Raw genomic sequence first — 19,161 nt, 5'->3', positions numbered from 1 at the left:
CCCCCAAAAAAAGGGCCTCCGCCCCTCCCTGTCTTGTAAGGACCGAGGTACGTCATGCGCACTTTCCACCTCAGCAGACGCGCTGTGCTCGCCGGGACCGCCGCCACCGCCGCCGTCGCCGCACTTCCGATCGTCCAGGGCAGCGCTCAGGCCGCCACGCCCGCGGCCGCCGCGGGAACCGCGTACCGCTGGCGCAACGCGGTCCAGGGCGGCACCGGGTTCGTCACCGGCGTGCTGTTCCACCCTGCCGTCCGCGGCCTCGCCTACGCCCGTACCGACATCGGCGGCGCCTACCGCTGGGACGACCGCACCGACCGGTGGGTCCCGCTGACCGACCACATCGGCTGGGACGACTGGAACCTGCTCGGCGTGGAGGCCATGGCCGTCGACCCGGCCCACCCGAACCGGCTGTACCTCGCCCTCGGTACGTACGCGCAGTCGTGGGCCGGCAACGGGGCCGTGCTGCGGTCCGAGGACCGTGGGGCCACCTGGAACCGCACCGACCTGACCGTGAAGCTCGGGGCCAACGAGGACGGGCGTGGGTGCGGGGAGCGGCTGCTCGTGGACCCGCGGGACAGTGACACCCTGTGGCTCGGCACCCGGCACGACGGACTGCTCAAGTCGACCGACCGGGGCGGCACCTGGAAGGCGGTGGGCTTCCCGGCCACCCCCGGTGCCGCGGGCCAGGGCGTCACGCTCCTGGTCGCGGCGGGCCGTACGGTCTACGCCGGCTGGGGCGACTCCGACGGCACGGCCGGCAAGCCCAGCCTCTACCGCACCTCCGACGGCACGACCTGGGAGGCAGTCCCCAAGCAGCCGGCCGGCACCGCCGCCAAGGTGCCGATCCGGGCCGCGTACGACTGGCACACCCGCGAGCTGTACGTGACGTACGCCAACGCCCCAGGACCCAACGGCCAGTCCGACGGCAGCGTGCACAAGCTGCGGACGACGGACGGGAAGTGGACCGAGGTCACGCCGGTGAAGCCCGGCGGGGCGACGGAGGACGGCGGGACCGACTCCTTCGGGTACGGCGGTGTCGCCGTCGACGCCCGCCGCCCCGGCACCGTCGTCGTCTCCACCAACAACCGCTGGGCGCTGGTCGACACCCTGTACCGGACCACCGACGGCGGCCGCACCTGGAAGTCCCTGAAGGACAAGGCCGTCCTCGACGTCTCCGAGACCCCCTACCTCACGTTCGGCGCGGACAAGCCCAAGTTCGGGTGGTGGATCCAGGCCGTCGGCGTCGACCCGTTCGACTCCGAGCACGTCGTCTACGGCACGGGCGCGACCCTCTACGGCACCCGCGACCTCAAGCACTGGGCGCCGCAGATCCGGGGCCTCGAGGAGGCGTCCATACGCCAGCTGATCTCCCCTCCGGCCGGAGAGGCGCACCTGATCAGCGGGTCCGGGGACATCGGCGTGATGTACCACGAGCGGCTCACCGCCTCCCCCTCCCGCGGCATGGCGTCGAACCCGGTGTTCGGCACGGCGACGGGGCTCGCGCTGGCCGCGGCCGAGCCGTCGTACGTCGTGCGGGCCGGGTGGGGCGACAACGGCAACGGCGCCTACTCGAACGACGGCGGCAAGAGCTGGGCGCCCTTCAAGGCCCAGCCGGCCATGGCCAAGTCCGCGCCGGGGCCGATCGCCACCAACGCCGACGGCAGCGTGCTGCTGTGGTCCTTCGGTCCGGCCAACCCGGGCTACCGCTCGGCGGACAACGGTGCCACCTGGTCCGAGGTCGCCTCCTTCCCGAAGGGCGCCGTCCCGGTCGCGGACCCTGCCGACGCGACGCGTTTCTACGCCTTCGACACCACGACCGGGACGCTCCACGCCAGCACCGACAGCGGCAAGACCTTCACCGCGCGGGCCACCGGCCTGAACTCGGGCGACAGCGAATTCCAGCTGGCCGCGGCCCCGGGCCGCTCCGGCGACCTGTGGCTGAGCCTCAAGTGGAACGGGCTGTACCGCTCCACCGACGGCGGCGCCACCTTCACCAAGGTCGGCAGCTGCTGGGCCTCGTACACCCTCGGCTTCGGCAAGGCCGCCGAGGGCGCCTCCTACCCGGCCCTCTACCTGGTCGGCTCCACCGACAGCGTCACCGCCGTGTACCGCTCCGACGACGAGGCGAAGACCTGGACCCGGATCAACGACGACCAGCACCAGTGGGGCTGGATCGGCGCGGCCGTCACCGGCGACCCGCGCATCCACGGCCGGGTCTACATCGCCACCAACGGGCGCGGAGTGCAGTACGGGGAGCCCGCCTGATGCCCGAGAGGAAACGTCCCGACCTGTCCGATGCCACCCGGGGCCGGCTCCTCTTCGGCGGCGACTACAACCCGGAGCAGTGGCCGGAGGAGACCTGGCACGAGGACGTCCGGCTGATGAAGGCCGCCGGCGTCAACTCCGTCACCCTCGGGGTGTTCTCCTGGTCGAAGCTGGAACCGGAGCCCGGGGCACGGGAGTTCGGCTGGCTGGACACGCTGATGGACCTGATGCACGAGGGCGGCATCGGGGTCGTCCTCGCCACCCCCACCTCCTCGCCCCCGCCCTGGATGGGCCGGCTGCACCCCGACACCCTGCCCGTCACCGAGGACGGCCGCACCGAGTGGTGGGGCGGCCGTCAGCACTTCTCGCACTCCAGCGCCACCTACCGGCGCTACGCCGCCGCCGTCACCGAGGACCTGGCCGCCCGCTACGGCGGCCACCCGGCGCTGACGATGTGGCACATCAACAACGAGTACTGCACCTTCGACTACGGCGACGAGGCCGCCGCCTCCTTCCGGCGGTGGCTGCGCGAGAAGTACCGCACGCTCGACGCGCTCAACGAGGCCTGGGGCACCGCCTTCTGGAGCCAGGGCTACGACACCTGGGACGGCATCCTGCCGCCCCGCCTGCCCCACTACATGCGCAACCCCGGCCAGGTCCTGGACTTCCGGCGCTTCACCTCCGACATGCTCCTGGAGTGTTACGTCGCCGAGCGGGACATCGTCCGGCGCCACACCCCGGACCTGCCGGTCACCAGCAACTTCATGCCGCTGTGGTTCGGCCAGGACGCCTGGCGCTGGGCGGGGGAGGAGGACGTCGTCTCCGTCGACCTCTACCCCGACCCGCGCGATCCGCTCGGCGCCCAGAACGGCGCCCTGGTCCAGGACATGACCCGTTCCCAGGCGCGGGGGCCGTGGATGCTCATGGAACAGGCGGCCGGTCCGGTCAACTGGCGGGGCGTGAACCACCCGAAGCCCCGGGGCCTCAACCGGCTGTGGTCCCTGCAGGCCGTGGCCCGGGGCGCAGACGCCGTCTGCTACTTCCAGTGGAGGCAGTCCCGGCAGGGCGCCGAGAAGTTCCACTCCGGGATGGTCAGCCACGCCGGGGAGGAGGGCCGTACGTACCAGGAGGTCAAGCGGCTCGGGGCGGACCTGGCGAGGATCGCCCCCGAGGTGACCGGCCGGCACATCACCGCCGACGTCGCGGTCCTGCACGACTGGAACGCCTGGTGGGCCGGTGCCCAGGACGGCCGCCTGTCCACCCGGGTCGACTACCCGGACGTGCTGCGCGCCTGGCACCGGGCGCTGTGGCAGGCCCACCTCACCACCGACTTCGCGCACCCCGAGCACGATCTGACGCCGTACTCGATGGTCGTCGTGCCCCAGCTGTACGCGCTCACCGACGCGGCGATCGACAACCTCCTCGCCTACGCGCGCGGCGGCGGCACCCTCGTCTGCGGTTTCCTGACCGGTGTCGCGGACGAGGACGACCGGGTGCGCCCCGGCGGCATGGACGCCCGGCTGCGGGAGCTGTTCGGGGTCCGCACCCTGCACGAGTGGTGGCCGCTGGACGCGGGGGAGACCGTCGCCTGCGAGGGCTTCCGGGGCACGCTGTGGTCCGAGGAGATCGAGCCCGCCGATCCCGACGACACGAACCGCTACAAGGGCGGCGAACTGGACGGCATGCCCGCCGTCCTGCGCAAGGGCAGTGCCTGGTACCTCTCCACGCTCCCGGAGCCGGAGGCGCTGCGCGACCTGCTGGCCCGGATCGCCGACGGCGCGGGCGTCCGGCCGGTGCTCGACGGCCTTCCCGATCAGGTGGAGGCCGTACGCCGGGGCGAGCTGCTGTTCCTGCTCAACCACGGCCGCGAGCCGGTGACCGTCGAGGTTCCCGGCACCCATCACGACCTGCTGACGGGCACGGCCGTCACCGACCGGGTCACCCTCGGCCGCTACGAGGCGGCGGTGCTCCGGCCATGACCGCCTCCGCCCCCGTCCACGGCACGTGGGAGCCAGGCCCGGCCGGCCGCTGGGAGGACGGCTTCCTGAGCGGCAACGGCCACCACGGCGCCCTTGTGTTCGGTGACCCGGACATCGAGCGGGTCGTCGTCACGCACCACACCCTGGTGCGTCCCAACGGCAGGGACCCCCGGCCCCCGCGGCTCGCCGGGGACCTCCCCGCGCTCCAGGACCGTCTCCTGGCAGGCGACACGACCGCCGCCGAGAGCTTCACGGACGGCCGTCCGCACCAGTGGGTGCAGCCCTTCCACCCCGCCTTCCAGGTCAGACTGCGCCGTCCGCCCGGTACCCGGCGCGACTACCGCCGCGACGTCGACTTCACCACGGGCGTGGCGCGGGCCTCCTGCTCCGGCTGGACCAGCCGTGTCTTCGTCTCCCGCGCCGACGACGTGATCGTCCAGCAGGTCACCGGACCCGGCCTCGGCCTCGACGTCGACCTGGACCACCGGCTGCCCGGCGCCCCCGCCGGACTGGGCATCGGCCACGGAGCCGTCCTCACCCCCGAGGGCGCCCTGCTCAGCCTGCGCGCCCGCTACCCGGACAGTGACCTGGCCTGCACCGGCGTCACCCTGGTCTCCGTCACGGGCGGCACGACGACCCTCGTGCCCCCCGGCGTGCGCATCGAGGGCGCCCGGTCCGTGCTGCTCCTCACCCGGGTGCACCGGCACACCGGCGAACTGGACGTCGTCGCGCAGGGCCGCACCCTGCGTGATCTGCCCCCGGAGTACGACGAGCTCCTCGACCGCCATGTCGCCCTCCACCGCACCGCCTACGAGCGTGTCACCCTCGACCTGGCCGCCGACCCCGCCGAACGGGCCCTTGCGGGCTCGGAGTTGCTGAGACGGCCGCGCAGCACCGCCCTGCTGGAGCGCCTCTTCGCGGCAGGCCGCTACCACCTGCTGTCCGCCGGCGGACTCTTTCCGCCCCGCCTGACCGGACTGTGGACCGGCGACTGGAACACCGCCTGGTCGGGCGCGTTCACCACCAACGCCAACCTCAACCTCCAGACCGCGTCCGCGGCCGCCGCGGCCCTGCCCGAGGTCACCGAGGCCCACGCGAACCTGATCGACCGCCAGCTCCCGGACTGGCGTGACAACGCCCGCGCGGTCTTCGGTGCCCGGGGTGTCGTCGCGCCCACGCACACCGACGGCGAGTCGGGCCACACGTACCACTTCGCTCGCGAGTACCCCCACCAGCTGTGGACCGCCGGCGCCGACTGGCTTCTCAAGCCGCTCGTCGACCACGACGAGACCCGGGGCACCCGCGACCCGCGCACGGCCGCCGCACTCGCCGAAGTCGCCCTGTTCTACGAGGACTTCCTGACCCGCACCGACGAGCACGGCCACCTCGTCGTCGTCCCGTCCTACTCGCCCGAGAACCGCCCCGCCAACGCGAGCTGGGGCACCCTCAACGCGGCCATGGACCTCTCGGCGGCCCGACACGCCCTGCGCACGGCCGCCGCCTACCACCCCGGCCCCGACGCCGACCGCTGGCACGCCCTCGCCGACCGCCTCCCGCCGCACCGGATCAACGCGGACGGGGCGCTGGCCGAATGGGCCTGGCCGGGCCTGGAGGACTCCTACGACCACCGTCACCTCAGCCACCTCTACGGCGTCTGGCCGCTCGACGAGATCACCCCCTACGACAGCCCCGAGCTGGCCACGGCCGCCCACCGCGCCCTCGAACTGCGCGGCGCCGAGAACGACTCCGCGCACGGCCATCTGCACCACGCGCTCATCGCGGCCCGGCTCAGGGACGGCGGCCGCGTCGCCCACGCCCTCGGCCAGGTCCTGGACGGCGACTTCTTCCACGCCTCCCTGATGAGCGCCCACTACCCGAAGCGGGACGTCTACAACGCGGACGCCGCGCACACCCTGCCCGCCGTGCTGATCGAGATGCTCGTGCAGTCGACCCCGGACCGGCTGGTCCTGCTGCCCGCGCTTCCGGCGGTGTATCCGAGCGGCGCACTGCGCGGGGTGCGCACCCGCTTCGGGGCCGAGCTCGACCTCACCTGGACCCGGGACGGCGCCGCCGCCGTCATCAGGCCGGGCCGCACCCACCGCGTCGAACTGCGGACTTCCACCGGCACAGAATCCCTCCACCTGGTCGCCGGAGAAGACCACGTCCTCACCCTGAGGTCGTGGTAGTTCCCCCCATCCCCCCACCCCATGGAAGGGACACCATGGCATCACGCACGCTCGGCAGGGTCACCAAGGCCCTGCTCGCCCCGGCCCTGGCACTCGGCGCGACCATCGCCCTCGCCTCCGCGCCCGCCTCCGCCGCCGTCTGGAACTCCTGCGACCAGTGGGGCAACACGAGCCTGAACGGCTACACGCTCTACAACAACATCTGGGGCAGCGGCGCCGGCGCCCAGTGCATCTGGGCCAACTCGGGCACCAACTGGGGCGTCAACGCCAACCACCCCAACACCGGCGGCATCAAGTCCTACCCGAACCAGACGAAGGCGATCAACAAGTCCATCACCTCGCTGGGCTCGCTCTCCAGCAGCTACAACGTCAGCGTCCCGTCGTCCGGCGCGTACAACACGTCGTACGACATCTGGGACACGGACCACGACTACGAGATCATGCTCTGGGTCAACAAGACCGGAGCCGTCGGCCCGATCGGCACCTCGCAGGGCAGCGTCAGCCTCGGCGGCCACTCCTGGACCGTCTACAAGGGCACCAACGGCGCCAACGAGGTGTTCTCGTTCATCCGCACCTCCAACTCCAGCTCCGGCACCGTGAACATCCTGCCGATCCTGAAGTGGATCAAGGACACCAAGGGCTGGATGGGCAACGAGACCATCGGTGACGTCCAGTTCGGCTTCGAGATCACCTCGTCGTCCGGCGGCCTCGACTTCCGCACCAACAGCATGACCGTCAGCAGCAGCTGACGCCGTACCCGGGGCCGGGGCCGACCGCCGTCAAGCGCGGTCGACCTCGGCCCGCAGCGCGTTGTAGTCCGCGAAGGCCGACTCGACCTCGGCGCGGGTCAGGCCGTAGCGGGACAGGTCGTAGGTGTGGCGGCGCGTGCCTTTGGGACGAGCGACGGCCGCGGGGAGACGGGCCGCGTCGGCCTCGGTCCAGGGGGCGCCGACGGCGGCGTGGAGCTTCGGGGCGCCGGTCGCGGGATCCGAGCCGAGCCACGAGTACGGGGCGTCCACCAGCCGCTCCGGCGGGATGGCGGCCCGGGCCGCGAGACCGCGGGTCATGGCGCGGCTCAGCAGGTCCAGCCAGGTCGCGCCGATGCCGGTCAGGTCTACGGGGCGGGAGCTGACGGCCATGCCGTGCTCGATCAGCGAGCAGAAGGACGCCATGACGGTGACCGGGTCGCGGTGGCACCACACGAGCGTGGCGTCGGGGAAGACCGTGCGCAGCGCGTCCAGATTCTCCAGGTGCATGGGGGACTTCAGCATCCAGCGTTGCCGCGGACGGCCGTACTGGAGCACCTGGTAGACCTGCTTCAGGTACCGGTAGTCGGCGGTGAAGTCCCGCGCGCGGTGCCAGGCCTGGTACTCGGGGATGCGGGCCTGGGAGAACGGCATCAGGGCGTGCGGAAGGGCGAACGTGCACTCCTCGGGGCCCTCGGCGGCCATCGCGTGGATGTCGCGGAAGCGCGGCGCGAAGAGGTCCGTGCCCTGCACCATCCGGCGCCCGGCGGTGATCGCCTTGCGCCGCCGCCGGGGCGGCAGCTCCAGGTCGGGAGCGAGCAGTTCCCACAGCAGGGGGCATCGGTGCCCGTCCGAGATCGACAGCACCGAGTGCGTGACGGTGGTGGCGCTGCGCGGCAGCCCCACGACGAAGACCGGCTTCTCGATCGGCTCGGCCTCGATCCCGGGATGCTCGGCGATCAGCCGCCGCACCCGGGCGCGATTGGCCAGGTGCCGTCTGACGTGCGCCTGCGCGGACTGCCAGCCCACCGGGGTGAGGTCCCCGGCCTTCGCCCACCACCCCAGCAGCGCCCGGAAGCCGTCGACGAACTCCCGGTCGCCCGGCGCCTCCCCGGCCTCCACCACGATGCGGTCGAAGATCCGGCCGGGGTCACGGCGGGATCCGAAGCCGGGCCGCAGCAGCAGGTTGGCGAGGGTGAGGGCGAGCGGAGACGAGGACACGCAGAGAACCTAGCCCCTCCAACTGCCCCGTGGGGGGTGGAAGTTGGCCGAACAGTCACGAAGGGGTGGCCGGTAGACCTCCATCGACCCGGCCACCCCTCGCGACACGGCTACTCCGCTACAGGCAGCCGTGCCCCGTCCCGCAGAAAGAGCGGGATGCGGTCCAGCGGGGCGTCGACCGTCACGGCCTGACCGCCCTCGTACGTCTCACCCGTCCACGCGTCCGTCCAGACGGCCCCCGCCGGCAGATACGCCGTACGGGCGGTGGCGCCGGCGGTCAGCACCGGGGCGACCAGCAGATCCGGGCCGAAGAGGTAGGAGTCGTCGACCGACCAGCCGGCCTGGTCGTCCGGGAACTCCAGGAACAGCGGCCGCATCACCGGCAGGCCCTCCTCGTGGGCCGCGCGCATCACGTCCAGCACATACGGCTTCAGCCGCTCGCGCAGCCGCAGGTACTTCTCCAGGACGGCCCCGGCCTCCTCGCCGTACGACCACACCTCGTTCGGGCCGCCCGTCATCTCCGGGCCCAGCGGCATGCCCGGGTCCCGGAAGCCGTGCAGGCGCATCAGCGGGGACAGCGCGCCGAACTGGAACCAGCGGACCATCACCTCCCGGTACGCCGGGTCGTCCGGGTCGCCGCCGTGGAAGCCGCCGATGTCGGTGTTCCACCACGGGATGCCCGACAGGGCCGTGTTGAGGCCGGCCGCGATCTGGCGGCGCAGGGTCGGGAAGTCGGTGCCGATGTCACCCGACCACAGGGCGGCGCCGTAGCGCTGACTGCCCGCCCACGCCGAGCGGTTGAGGGTGACGATCTCCTCCTCGCCGGTCGCGAGCAGGCCCTCGTAAAAGGTCCGGGCGTTCTCGGCCGGGTAGGCGTTGCCGACCTCCAGGCCCGGGCCCGCCCAGTAGCGCAGATTCTCCTGGAAGCCCGGCTTCAGCTCCGGCTCGCAGGCGTCCAGCCAGAACGCCGTGATGCCGTACGGGTCGAGGTAGTTCTCCTTCACCTTCGACCACACGAACTCCCGGGCGTCCGGGTTGGTGGCGTCGTAGAAGGCCACCTGGACCGTGGAGGCGACCTCCTTGTCGGGCCAGTCGGCGTGGGCCATCGGGCCGTACTGGGTGCCGATGAAGTACCCGCGCTGCTCCATGACCGGGTGGTTCTCGCTCAGCGGCGACACCGACGGCCAGACGCTCACCACGAGCTTGATGCCGAGCTCGTCCAGCTCACGCACCATCGCCCCCGGGTCGGGCCACTCCTTCGGGTCGAACTTCCACTCCCCGAGGTGCGTCCAGTGGAAGAAGTCGCAGACGATCGCGGAGATGGGCAGTCCGCGCCGCTTGTACTCCCTTGCCACCGCCATGAGTTCGTCCTGGGTGCGGTAGCGCAGCTTGCACTGCCAGAAGCCCGCCGCCCACTCCGGCAGCATCGGGCTGCGGCCGGTCACCGCGCTGTAGCGGCTCTGGGCACCGGACGGGTCGCCCGCCGTGATCCAGTAGTCGATCTGCCGGGCCGAGTCGGCGACCCACCGGGTGCCGTTGTGCGCCAGCTCCACGCGCCCGATCGCCGGGTTGTTCCACAGCAGCGTGTAGCCCCGGCTGGAGGTCAGCACCGGGATGCCGACCTCGGCGTTGCGCTGGACCAGGTCCAGCACCAGGCCCTTCTGGTCGAGGCGTCCGTGCTGGTGCTGGCCGAGGCCGAACAGCTTCTCGTCGTCGTAGGCGGCGAAGCGCTGCTCCAGGCGGTGGTGGCCGTTGCCGACGGCCGTGTAGAGGCGCGATCCGGGCCACCAGAAGTGCGCGCGGTCCTCTGCGAGCAGCTCGGCCAAGTCCTCCGTCCGCAGGAAGCGGACCAGGCCCTCGGCGTTCACCTCGACGGTGAGCGCGCCGACGGTCAGCTGTCCGTGACCGTCCTCGATCTTCACCGTGGACGGCGTCGCGGGGGCCTCGTCGAGCAGCGCGCCCGGGAGCCCCTCGAGGACCGGGCCGCCGAGCCGGGCACGCACCCGGACCGCGTCCGGACCCCACGGCTCGATCCGTACGGTCTCCTGGCGGCCGCTCCACTCCAGCGCGCCGTCCCGCTCGCGGAACGTGCCGACGGTGGGGGAGGACTGCGCCAGGCTCACCTGGGGCTGGGTTTCAGCAGGCTGATTCACGAGGCGGGCTCCTGTGCGGAAGCAGACAAGGGGGTGCCCTGGAAGGGGCGCTGTGCAAGGAACGGGACGACTACGGCCGGCTGGGCGCCGGTCCCGTGCTCGTCCGTACCGTCAGCTCGGGCGCGATCAGCACGACCTCGTCGCTGCCGCGCCCCTCGAGCTTGGCGACCAGATGCTCCACCGCGTGCCGGCCCATCTCCTGCGCCGGGATGGCGACCGACGTGAGCCGCACGGAGGCCTGCGTCGCGACCTGGTCGGGGCAGATCGCGACCACCGACACGTCCTCCGGCACGGCCCGGCCCTGCTGCCGCAGCAGCGCGAGCAGCGGCTCGACCGCCGACTCGTTCTGCACGATGATCCCCGAGGTGTCCGGGCGCTCGTCGAGGATCCGGGCGAGGGTCACGGCCATCGCGTCGTAACCGCCCTCGCAGGGCCGGTGCAGCAGCCGCACTCCCAGCTCCCGGCCACGGGACCGCAGCCCGTCGAGGGTGCGCTCGGCGAAGCCGGTGTGCCGCTCGTAGACGGCCGGGGCCTCGCCGATGACAGCGATGTCGTGGTGCCCCTGCTTCGCCAGATGCTCCACACACAGCGCGCCGGTCGCCCGGAAGTCCAGATCGACGCAGGTCAGACCGGAGGTGTCGGCGGGCAGCCCGATGAGCACGGACGGCTGGTCCGTCGCGCGCAGCAACGGCAGCCGTTCGTCGTCGAGCTCGACGTCCATCAGGATCATCCCGTCGGCGAGCCCGCTCCCGGCGACGCGGCGCACCGCGTCGGGGCCCTCCTCACCGGTGAGCAGCAGCACGTCGTACCCGTGCGTGCGGGCGGAGGTCGCCACCGCGATGGCGATCTCCATCATCACGGGCACATACATGTCCGTGCGCAGCGGGATCATCAGCGCGATGATGTTCGACTTGCTGCTGGCCAGGGCGCGGGCCCCGGCGTTCGGGTGGTACCCGAGCTCGCGGATGCTCCGCTCGACCCGCTGCCGGGTGTTCGCGGAGATGGACCGCTTGCCGCTGAGGACATAGCTCACCGTGCTCGCCGAGACTCCGGCGTGCTGGGCGACCTCGGCGAGGGTGACCATCCAGCTCTCCAAGCTTTGTGAAGCGCTTCGACAATGCGCATTGCTGATATGGGCGGGTGAGAGTGGTTCGACAGTAGCTCCAGCAGGAGTACGTGTCCATAGGTTGTCGAAGCGCTTCGATACCGATTTCCGGGGAGGGGGTCAGTCTCGCGGAAGGCGCTCCGCTGCACCACCGCCGTCGAGCGCGCGGCAGAGCCGCACCTTCGGCTGAACGGACGCGCGAGGACTGGTGGGAGCGTCCGGTTTCGGGTACCAACGATCCAGTAGCACTGGTCGGTAACGTACAGTCCTCAATAAACCTAGTTGCGGCGAGGTGCCCCTCATGTCCGCTTCCACCCCTCCCTCTTCCCGTCCCGCCGTCACCGAGCGGGAGGCCCGTGAGGTGGCGGAGGCCGCCCGGGAACAGCACTGGCGCAAGCCCAGCTTCGCCAAAGAGCTGTTCCTCGGCCGCTTCCGGCTCGACCTCATCCACCCCCACCCCGTCCCCGGCGACGAGGCGGCCCAGCGCGGCGAGGAGTTCCTCGCCAAGCTCCGCGACTTCGTCGAGACGAAGGTCGATCCGGCCGTCATCGAGCGCGACGCCCGGATCCCCGACGAGGTGATCGACGGCCTGAAGGAGCTCGGCGCCTTCGGCATGAAGATCGACACCAAGTACGGCGGGCTGGGCCTCACGCAGGTGTACTACAACAAGGCCCTCTCCCTGGCCGGCTCCGCCAGCCCCGCGATCGGCGTGCTGCTCTCCGCGCACCAGTCGATCGGCGTGCCGCAGCCCCTGAAGCTGTTCGGGACGCAGGAGCAGAAGGAGCGCTTCCTGCCGCGCTGTGCCCGCACCGACATCAGCGCCTTCCTGCTCACCGAACCCGACGTCGGCTCCGACCCGGCCCGGCTCGCCACCACCGCGGTGCCCGACGGGGACGACTACGTCCTCGACGGCGTGAAGCTGTGGACCACCAACGGTGTCGTCGCCGACCTGCTGGTCGTCATGGCCCGGGTGCCGAAGAGCGAGGGTCGTCGGGGCGGCATCACCGCCTTCGTCGTGGAGACGAACTCGCCGGGCGTCACGGTCGAGAACCGCAACGCCTTCATGGGCCTGCGCGGCATCGAGAACGGCGTCACCCGCTTCCATCAGGTCCGCGTCCCCGCCGCCAACCGCGTCGGCGAGGAGGGCCAGGGCCTGAAGATCGCCCTGACCACGCTCAACACGGGGCGGCTCTCCCTGCCGGCCTCCTGTGTCGCGGCCGGCAAGTGGTGCCTGAAGATCGCCCGCGAGTGGACGGCCGTCCGCGAGCAGTGGGGCAAGCCCGTCGCGCACCACGAGTCGGTCGGCTCCAAGATCTCCTTCATCGCGGCCACCACCTTCGCCCTGGAGGCCGTGACGGACCTGGCCTCGCAGATGGCCGACGAGGACCGCAACGACATCCGCATCGAAGGCGCCCTCGCCAAGCTGTACGCCTCCGAGATGGCCTGGACGATGGCCGACGAACTCGTCCAGATCCGCGGCGGGCGCGGCTTCGAGACGGCCGAGTCCCTCCGGGCCCGCGGCGAGCGCGGCGTCCCCGCCGAACAGCTCCTGCGCGACCTGCGCATCAACCGCATCTTCGAGGGCTCCACGGAGATCATGCACCTGCTGATCGCCCGCGAGGCCGTCGACGCCCACCTCTCGGTCGCCGGCGATCTCATCGACCCCGAGAAGTCCCTGGGCGACAAGGCGAAGGCGGGCGCGAACGCGGGCGCCTTCTACGCCAAGTGGCTCCCCAAGCTCGTCGCGGGCCCGGGCCAGCTCCCCACGTCCTACGGCGACTTCAAACACGGAGTGGACCTCTCCGGGCACCTGCGCTACGTCGAGCGCACCTCCCGCAAGCTCGCCCGCTCCACCTTCTACGCCATGTCCCGCTGGCAGGGCCGGATGGAGTCCAAGCAGGGCTTCCTCGGCCGGATCGTCGACATCGGCGCCGAACTGTTCGCCATGAGCGCGGCCTGCGTACGCGCCGAACTCCTGCGCGACCAGGGCCAGAACGGCCGCGAGGCCTACCAGCTCGCCGACGTCTTCTGCCGCCAGGCCCGCATCCGCGTCGAAGAGCTCTTCAACCGCCTGTGGACCAACACCGACGACCTCGACCGCAAGGTCGTCAAGGGCGTCCTCTCCGGCACGTACGAGTGGCTGGAGCAGGGCATCATCGACCCGTCGGACGACGGCCCCTGGATCGCGGACGCGACGCCGGGCCCGAGTCAGCGGGAGAACCTGCACCGCCCGATCCGGTAACCGGGCCCTTGCGGGGGCGCGAGCTGCCCAGGCGCGCGCCCCTGAGAGGGGGATGCGCTGTCCTCACACGCCACCCTTACGGCAACAATGGAGGAATGAGCGACAGTCCAGCCCCCTCAGGGCACGGGCCGCAAGCCCCGTCTGCCCCGCGACGCCACGCACGCACTCTCGCCGCACCGGGCGCCACCCCCAGTACGTCCAGCACAGGGGGCGACGCCCGGCCCGCCGAGAGCACGCACCTACTGGCGACATCTGCCGCTCCCCGGCGGGCGCAGGGCCCGCCCTCCGGGCGGACGACGGGGCTCGCGGCCCGTGCCCTGGCCGACCCGCACCTCGTCTACGACCCCGTATCGGGCGACGGCCCGAAGGACGTGGTGATCCTCGGCTCCACCGGGTCCATCGGCACGCAGGCCATCGACCTCGTGCTGCGCAACCCCGACCGCTTCCGGGTCACCGGCCTGTCCGCCAACGGCGGCCGGGTCGCCCTGCTCGCCGAACAGTCGTACCGGCTGCGGGTGCCCACGGTCGCGGTCGCCCGCGAGGACGTCGTACCGGCCCTGCGCGAGGCGCTCTCCGCGCAGTACGGCACGGGCGAGCCGCTCCCCGAGATCCTCGCCGGCCCCGACGCGGCCACACGGCTGGCGGCATCCGACTGCCACACCGTCCTGAACGGCATCACCGGCTCCATCGGCCTCGCCCCGACCCTGGCCGCCCTGGAGGCGGGCCGCACCCTCGCGCTCGCCAACAAGGAGTCGCTCATCGTGGGCGGCCCGCTGGTCAAGGCCCTCGCCAAGCCCGGCCAGATCATCCCGGTCGACTCCGAGCACGCGGCCCTCTTCCAGGCCCTGGCCGCCGGCACCCGCGCCGACGTCCGCAAGCTGGTCGTCACGGCCTCCGGCGGCCCCTTCCGCGGCCGTACGAAGCAGGAGCTGGCGAACGTCACCGTCGAGGACGCCCTCGCCCACCCCACCTGGGCGATGGGCCCGGTCATCACGATCAACTCCGCGACCCTCGTCAACAAGGGCCTGGAGGTCATCGAGGCACACCTCCTCTACGACATTCCCTTCGACCGCATTGAGGTCGTCGTGCATCCGCAGTCGTATGTCCACTCGATGGTTGAGTTCACGGATGGATCGACACTGGCCCAGGCGACCCCGCCCGACATGCGCGGGCCCATCGCCATCGGCATCGGCTGGCCCGAGCGCGTCCCCGACGCTGCCCCCACCTTCGACTGGAGCAAGGCCTCGACCTGGGAGTTCTTCCCGCTCGACAACGAGGCCTTCCCCTCGGTGAACCTCGCCCGGCACGTCGGCGAACTCGCGGGCACCGCCCCCGCGGTGTTCAATGCGGCCAACGAGGAGTGCGTGGAGGCGTTCCGCCAGGGCGCGCTGCCCTTCAACGGCATCATGGAGACCGTGACCCGGGTCGTCGAGGAGCACGGCACCCCGCGTACGGGAACCTCACTCACCGTGTCGGACGTCCTCGAAGCGGAGACCTGGGCGCGGACCCGGGCCCGGGAACTGGCGGCACAGACGGCGGAGGCCCGTGCATGACGACCCTGATGTTCATCCTCGGCATAGTGATCTTCGTGGTCGGACTGCTGTTCTCGATCGCCTGGCACGAGCTGGGGCACCTGTCGACCGCCAAGCTGTTCGGCATCCGCGTGCCGCAGTACATGGTCGGCTTCGGCCCGACGATCTGGTCGCGCAAGAAGGGTGAGACCGAGTACGGGATCAAGGCCATCCCGTTCGGCGGCTACATCCGCATGATCGGCATGTTCCCGCCCGGCCCCGACGGCCGGCTGACGGCACGCTCCACCTCCCCGTGGCGCGGCATGATCGAGGACGCCCGCACCGCCGCCTACGAGGAGCTCCGGCCGGGCGACGAGAACCGCCTGTTCTACACGCGCAAGCCCTGGAAGCGCGTGATCGTGATGTTCGCGGGCCCCTTCATGAACCTGGTCCTCGCGGTGGCGCTGTTCCTCGGCATCCTGATGGGCTTCGGCATCACCCAGCAGACGACGACCGTCAGCTCCGTCTCCCAGTGCGTCATCGCCCAGAGCGAGAACCGCGACAAGTGCGAGAAGGGCGACGCGGCCAGCCCGGCAGCCGCCGCCGGCCTGAAGGCGGGCGACAAGATCGTCTCCTTCGACGGCGTGCGCACCGACGACTGGAACAAGCTGTCCGACCTCATCCGCGCCACCCCCGGCCAGGAGGTGCCGATCGTCGTCGACCGCAAGGGCCAGGACGTCACCCTGCAGGCGAAGATCGCCACCAACCAGGTCGCCAAGAAGGACTCGAGCGGACAGATCGTCGAGGGCCAGTACGTCCAGGCCGGCTTCCTCGGCTTCAGCGCGGCCACCGGCGTGGTCAAGCAGGACTTCGGCGATTCCGTGAGCTGGATGGGAGACCGGATCGGCGACGCCGTCGACTCCCTCGCCGCCCTCCCCGGCAAGATCCCGGCGCTGTGGAACGCGGCCTTCGACGGCGCGCCCCGTGAGGCCGACTCCCCGATGGGCGTGGTCGGCGCGGCCCGCGTCGGCGGCGAGATCTTCACCCTGGACATCCCGCCGACCCAGCAACTGGCCATGGCCCTCATGCTGGTCGCAGGCTTCAACCTCTCCCTGTTCCTGTTCAACATGCTCCCGCTGCTGCCGCTCGACGGCGGCCATGTCGCGGGCGCGCTGTGGGAGTCGCTGCGCCGCAACACCGCCAAGGTGCTGCGCCGGCCGGACCCGGGCCCCTTCGACGTGGCGAAGCTCATGCCGGTCGCCTACGTGGTCGCGGGGATCTTCATCTGCTTCACGATCCTCGTCCTGATCGCGGACGTCGTTAACCCGGTGAGAATCTCCTAGTCATACGCGGTTCCGTGGCGGCCCGGCACACTTCGTGCCGGGCCGCCTTCCATGGGGTGGCGATGCGGGTGGGATGTGCCCGGCCCCGGCCATGTGCCGTAATCTCGAAGCTCGGAGCCCGCTGCTCACGGGACCGGACCTTGATCCACGACTTGGGGTTGCACAGCAGATGACTGCGATTTCTCTCGGCATGCCGTCCGTACCGACCAAGCTCGCCGAGCGCCGGAAGAGCCGCCAGATCCAGGTCGGGGCCGTGGCGGTCGGCGGAGACGCCCCCGTCTCGGTGCAGTCGATGACGACGACGCGTACGTCCGACATCGGCTCCACCCTCCAGCAGATCGCCGAGCTGACCGCCTCCGGCTGTCAGATCGTCCGCGTCGCCTGCCCGACGCAGGACGACGCCGACGCCCTGTCGACCATCGCCCGCAAGTCGCAGCTCCCGGTCATCGCCGACATCCACTTCCAGCCGAAGTACGTCTTCGCCGCGATCGAGGCGGGCTGCGCGGCCGTCCGCGTCAACCCGGGCAACATCAAGCAGTTCGACGACAAGGTCAAGGAGATCGCCAAGGCGGCCCGCGACCACGGCACCCCGATCCGCATCGGCGTCAACGCCGGCTCCCTCGACCGGCGCCTGCTCCAGAAGTACGGCAAGGCGACGCCCGAGGCCCTGGTCGAGTCGGCGCTCTGGGAGGCGTCCCTCTTCGAGGAGCACGACTTCCGCGACATCAAGATCTCCGTCAAGCACAACGACCCGGTCGTGATGATCGAGGCCTACAAGCAGCTCGCCGCCCAGTGCGACTACCCGCTGCACCTCGGAGTGACGGAGGCGGGCCCCGCCTTCCAGGGCACCATCAAGTCGGCCGTCGCCTTCGGCGCGCTCCTCTCGCAGGGCATCGGCGACACGATCCGCGTCTCCCTCTCCGCGCCCCCCGTGGAGGAGGTCAAGGTCGGCAACCAGATCCTGGAGTCCCTGAACCTCAAGCAGCGCGGCCTGGAGATCGTCTCCTGCCCCTCCTGCGGTCGCGCCCAGGTCGACGTCTACAAGCTCGCCGAAGAGGTCACGGCCGGCCTGACCGGCATGGAGGTCCCCCTCCGCGTCGCCGTCATGGGCTGCGTCGTCAACGGCCCCGGCGAGGCCCGCGAGGCCGACCTCGGCGTCGCCTCCGGCAACGGCAAGGGCCAGATCTTCGTCAAGGGCGAGGTCATCAAGACCGTCCCCGAGTCCAAGATCGTGGAAACCCTCATCGAGGAGGCCATGAAGCTGGCCGAGAAGATGGAGGCGGACGGCATCGCCTCGGGCGAGCCGTCGGTGGCTGTGGCGGGCTGAGGCCTGTCTTTCAGGGGCGGGGCTGTTGTCGATATGCGGCTCCGCCGCGTGGGCGCGACAAGCCACAACGCACCCGCGCCCGCCGCTGAACCTTCACTCCCGGACTCCACGGCGCCCCGCCCAAGCAGCGCGGCTATAGTGCGGAGACCAAGCCGACCCCAGTGTGTGAGGGCCCCGCACTTGTTGACGCAGACCACCTCACGGGTCCTCGAACCGAGCGACCTGGACGCCGCGCTCGCCATACTCGACCGCGAGCCGGTCGCGAACGCCTTCGTGACGTCCCGGGTGCAGATCGCCGGCCTCGACCCGTGGCGGCTCGGCGGCGAGATGTGGGGCTGGTACGAGGACGGCATGCTGACGTCCCTGTGCTACGCGGGCGCCAACCTCGTCCCGATCTGCGCCACCCCGCGCGCCGTTCGCGCCTTCGCCGACCGGGCCCGCCGGGCCGGCCGCCGCTGCTCCTCCATCGTCGGGCCCGCCGGGTCCACCGCCGACCTGTGGCGGCTGCTGGAACCCCAGTGGGGCCCGGCCCGCGACGTGCGCCGCCGGCAGCCGCTCATGGTCACCGACAGCCTGCCGACCGGGATCGCCCCGGACCCCTATGTCCGCCGCGTCCGCAAGGACGAGATGGAAACGCTCATGCCGGCCTGCGTGGCGATGTTCACCGAGGAGGTCGGGGTCTCCCCGCTCGCCGGTGACGGGGGCCTCCTCTACCAGGCCCGCGTCGCCGAACTCGTCGGCTCCGGCCGCGCGTTCGCCCGCTTCGACGCGGACGGCAAGGTCGTCTTCAAGGCGGAGATCGGCGCCGCGACGGACCGCGCCTGCCAGATCCAGGGCGTATGGGTGGCCCCCGAGTACCGGGGCACGGGCCTGGCGGCCCCCGGCATGGCATCCGTGCTGCGCTACGCCCTGGCCGACGTCGCCCCGGTGGTCAGCCTCTACGTGAACGACTTCAACACGGCGGCCCGCAGGACGTACCAAAGGGTCGGCTTCCAAGAGGTCGGCGCTTTCATGAGCGTGCTCTTCTGACCGGGCGTGAGGGGAACGAGCCTCAGGGGCGCGGGGCCGTGGTCGATATGCGGC

Annotated in this window: 12 protein-coding genes; 9 read left to right on the top strand and 3 right to left on the bottom strand. The window is 71.4% G+C overall.

From position 1 onward, the window contains the following. Nucleotides 1-54: 54 nt before the first annotated feature. Genes ACZ58V_RS00225 through ACZ58V_RS00210 form a run of 4 tightly spaced genes read left to right on the top strand, consistent with a single transcriptional unit; the run spans nt 55 to nt 7,179 of the window. A complete protein-coding gene (locus ACZ58V_RS00225; RefSeq protein ID WP_471287673.1) occupies nt 55-2,265 on the top strand; it encodes a WD40/YVTN/BNR-like repeat-containing protein in 2,211 nt (736 codons plus the stop codon). Beyond that, nucleotides 2,265-4,244, top strand: a complete 1,980-nt coding sequence (locus ACZ58V_RS00220; protein ID WP_471287672.1) for a beta-galactosidase — start codon at nt 2,265-2,267, stop codon at nt 4,242-4,244. The genes ACZ58V_RS00225 and ACZ58V_RS00220 overlap by 1 nt, the downstream gene beginning before the upstream one ends. Further along, nucleotides 4,241-6,430, top strand: a complete 2,190-nt coding sequence (locus ACZ58V_RS00215) for a glycosyl hydrolase family 95 catalytic domain-containing protein (protein WP_471287670.1) — start codon at nt 4,241-4,243, stop codon at nt 6,428-6,430. Before ACZ58V_RS00220 ends, ACZ58V_RS00215 begins: the two co-directional genes overlap by 4 nt. 35 nt (nt 6,431-6,465) lie before the next feature. Continuing rightward, nucleotides 6,466-7,179 (top strand): glycoside hydrolase family 12 protein, encoded by a 714-nt coding sequence (locus tag ACZ58V_RS00210; protein WP_468195223.1) that lies wholly within the window; start codon nt 6,466-6,468, stop codon nt 7,177-7,179. Between the two features lie 30 nt (nt 7,180-7,209). Here ACZ58V_RS00210 and ACZ58V_RS00205 read toward each other — a convergent pair whose 3' ends face one another. The 3 genes from ACZ58V_RS00205 to ACZ58V_RS00195 form a co-directional block, all read right to left on the bottom strand. Next, on the bottom strand, nt 7,210-8,397 hold the full coding sequence (locus tag ACZ58V_RS00205; protein ID WP_471287669.1) for a sulfotransferase family protein: 1,188 nt from the start codon (nt 8,395-8,397) through the stop codon (nt 7,210-7,212). Nucleotides 8,398-8,507: 110 nt separating this feature from the next. Then, nucleotides 8,508-10,550 (bottom strand): glycoside hydrolase family 31 protein, encoded by a 2,043-nt coding sequence (locus ACZ58V_RS00200; protein WP_471287666.1) that lies wholly within the window; start codon nt 10,548-10,550, stop codon nt 8,508-8,510. A gap of 70 nt (nt 10,551-10,620) precedes the next feature. Beyond that, the gene (locus ACZ58V_RS00195) at nt 10,621-11,634 is read right to left on the bottom strand and encodes a LacI family DNA-binding transcriptional regulator (protein WP_471287663.1); all 1,014 of its coding nucleotides are present in this window, start codon (nt 11,632-11,634) and stop codon (nt 10,621-10,623) included. Nucleotides 11,635-11,956: 322 nt separating this feature from the next. Here ACZ58V_RS00195 and ACZ58V_RS00190 point away from each other — a divergent pair, with 322 nt between their 5' ends. The 5 genes from ACZ58V_RS00190 to ACZ58V_RS00170 all read left to right on the top strand — a co-directional run bounded on the left by ACZ58V_RS00190 (nt 11,957) and on the right by ACZ58V_RS00170 (nt 19,107). Further along, nucleotides 11,957-13,897 (top strand): acyl-CoA dehydrogenase family protein, encoded by a 1,941-nt coding sequence (locus ACZ58V_RS00190; RefSeq protein WP_471287661.1) that lies wholly within the window; start codon nt 11,957-11,959, stop codon nt 13,895-13,897. Nucleotides 13,898-14,268: 371 nt separating this feature from the next. Further along, complete coding sequence (gene dxr, locus ACZ58V_RS00185; protein ID WP_468195323.1) at nt 14,269-15,450, top strand: 1-deoxy-D-xylulose-5-phosphate reductoisomerase; 1,182 nt, start codon at nt 14,269-14,271, stop codon at nt 15,448-15,450. 8 nt (nt 15,451-15,458) lie between these two features. Beyond that, entirely contained in the window at nt 15,459-16,751 is a 1,293-nt protein-coding gene (locus ACZ58V_RS00180; protein WP_468195325.1) for a M50 family metallopeptidase, read from the top strand. A 169-nt stretch (nt 16,752-16,920) separates the two neighbouring features. After that, a complete protein-coding gene (gene ispG, locus ACZ58V_RS00175; RefSeq protein WP_189728150.1) occupies nt 16,921-18,078 on the top strand; it encodes a flavodoxin-dependent (E)-4-hydroxy-3-methylbut-2-enyl-diphosphate synthase in 1,158 nt (385 codons plus the stop codon). Between the two features lie 180 nt (nt 18,079-18,258). Further along, a complete protein-coding gene (locus tag ACZ58V_RS00170) occupies nt 18,259-19,107 on the top strand; it encodes a GNAT family N-acetyltransferase (RefSeq protein WP_468195236.1) in 849 nt (282 codons plus the stop codon). The last annotated feature ends 54 nt before the right edge of the window (nt 19,108-19,161 follow it).

The organism is Streptomyces sp. NPDC040589, assembly GCF_055594445.1.
Note: the sequence above shows the minus strand (reverse complement) of the source record. Positions and strands in the feature narration are given on the sequence as shown.

Excerpts from the sequence above, each read along its gene's own strand:
- ACZ58V_RS00225 (WP_471287673.1), top strand. The coding sequence starts at position 55 with ATGCGCACTTTCCACCTCAGCAGACGCGCTGTGCTCGCCGGGACCGCC.
- ACZ58V_RS00220 (WP_471287672.1), top strand. The coding sequence starts at position 2,265 with ATGCCCGAGAGGAAACGTCCCGACCTGTCCGATGCCACCCGGGGCCGG.
- ACZ58V_RS00215 (WP_471287670.1), top strand. The coding sequence starts at position 4,241 with ATGACCGCCTCCGCCCCCGTCCACGGCACGTGGGAGCCAGGCCCGGCC.
- ACZ58V_RS00210 (WP_468195223.1), top strand. The coding sequence starts at position 6,466 with ATGGCATCACGCACGCTCGGCAGGGTCACCAAGGCCCTGCTCGCCCCG.
- ACZ58V_RS00195 (WP_471287663.1), bottom strand. The coding sequence starts at position 11,634 with ATGGTCACCCTCGCCGAGGTCGCCCAGCACGCCGGAGTCTCGGCGAGC.
- ACZ58V_RS00190 (WP_471287661.1), top strand. The coding sequence starts at position 11,957 with ATGTCCGCTTCCACCCCTCCCTCTTCCCGTCCCGCCGTCACCGAGCGG.
- ACZ58V_RS00180 (WP_468195325.1), top strand. The coding sequence starts at position 15,459 with ATGTTCATCCTCGGCATAGTGATCTTCGTGGTCGGACTGCTGTTCTCG.
- ispG (WP_189728150.1), top strand. The coding sequence starts at position 16,921 with ATGACTGCGATTTCTCTCGGCATGCCGTCCGTACCGACCAAGCTCGCC.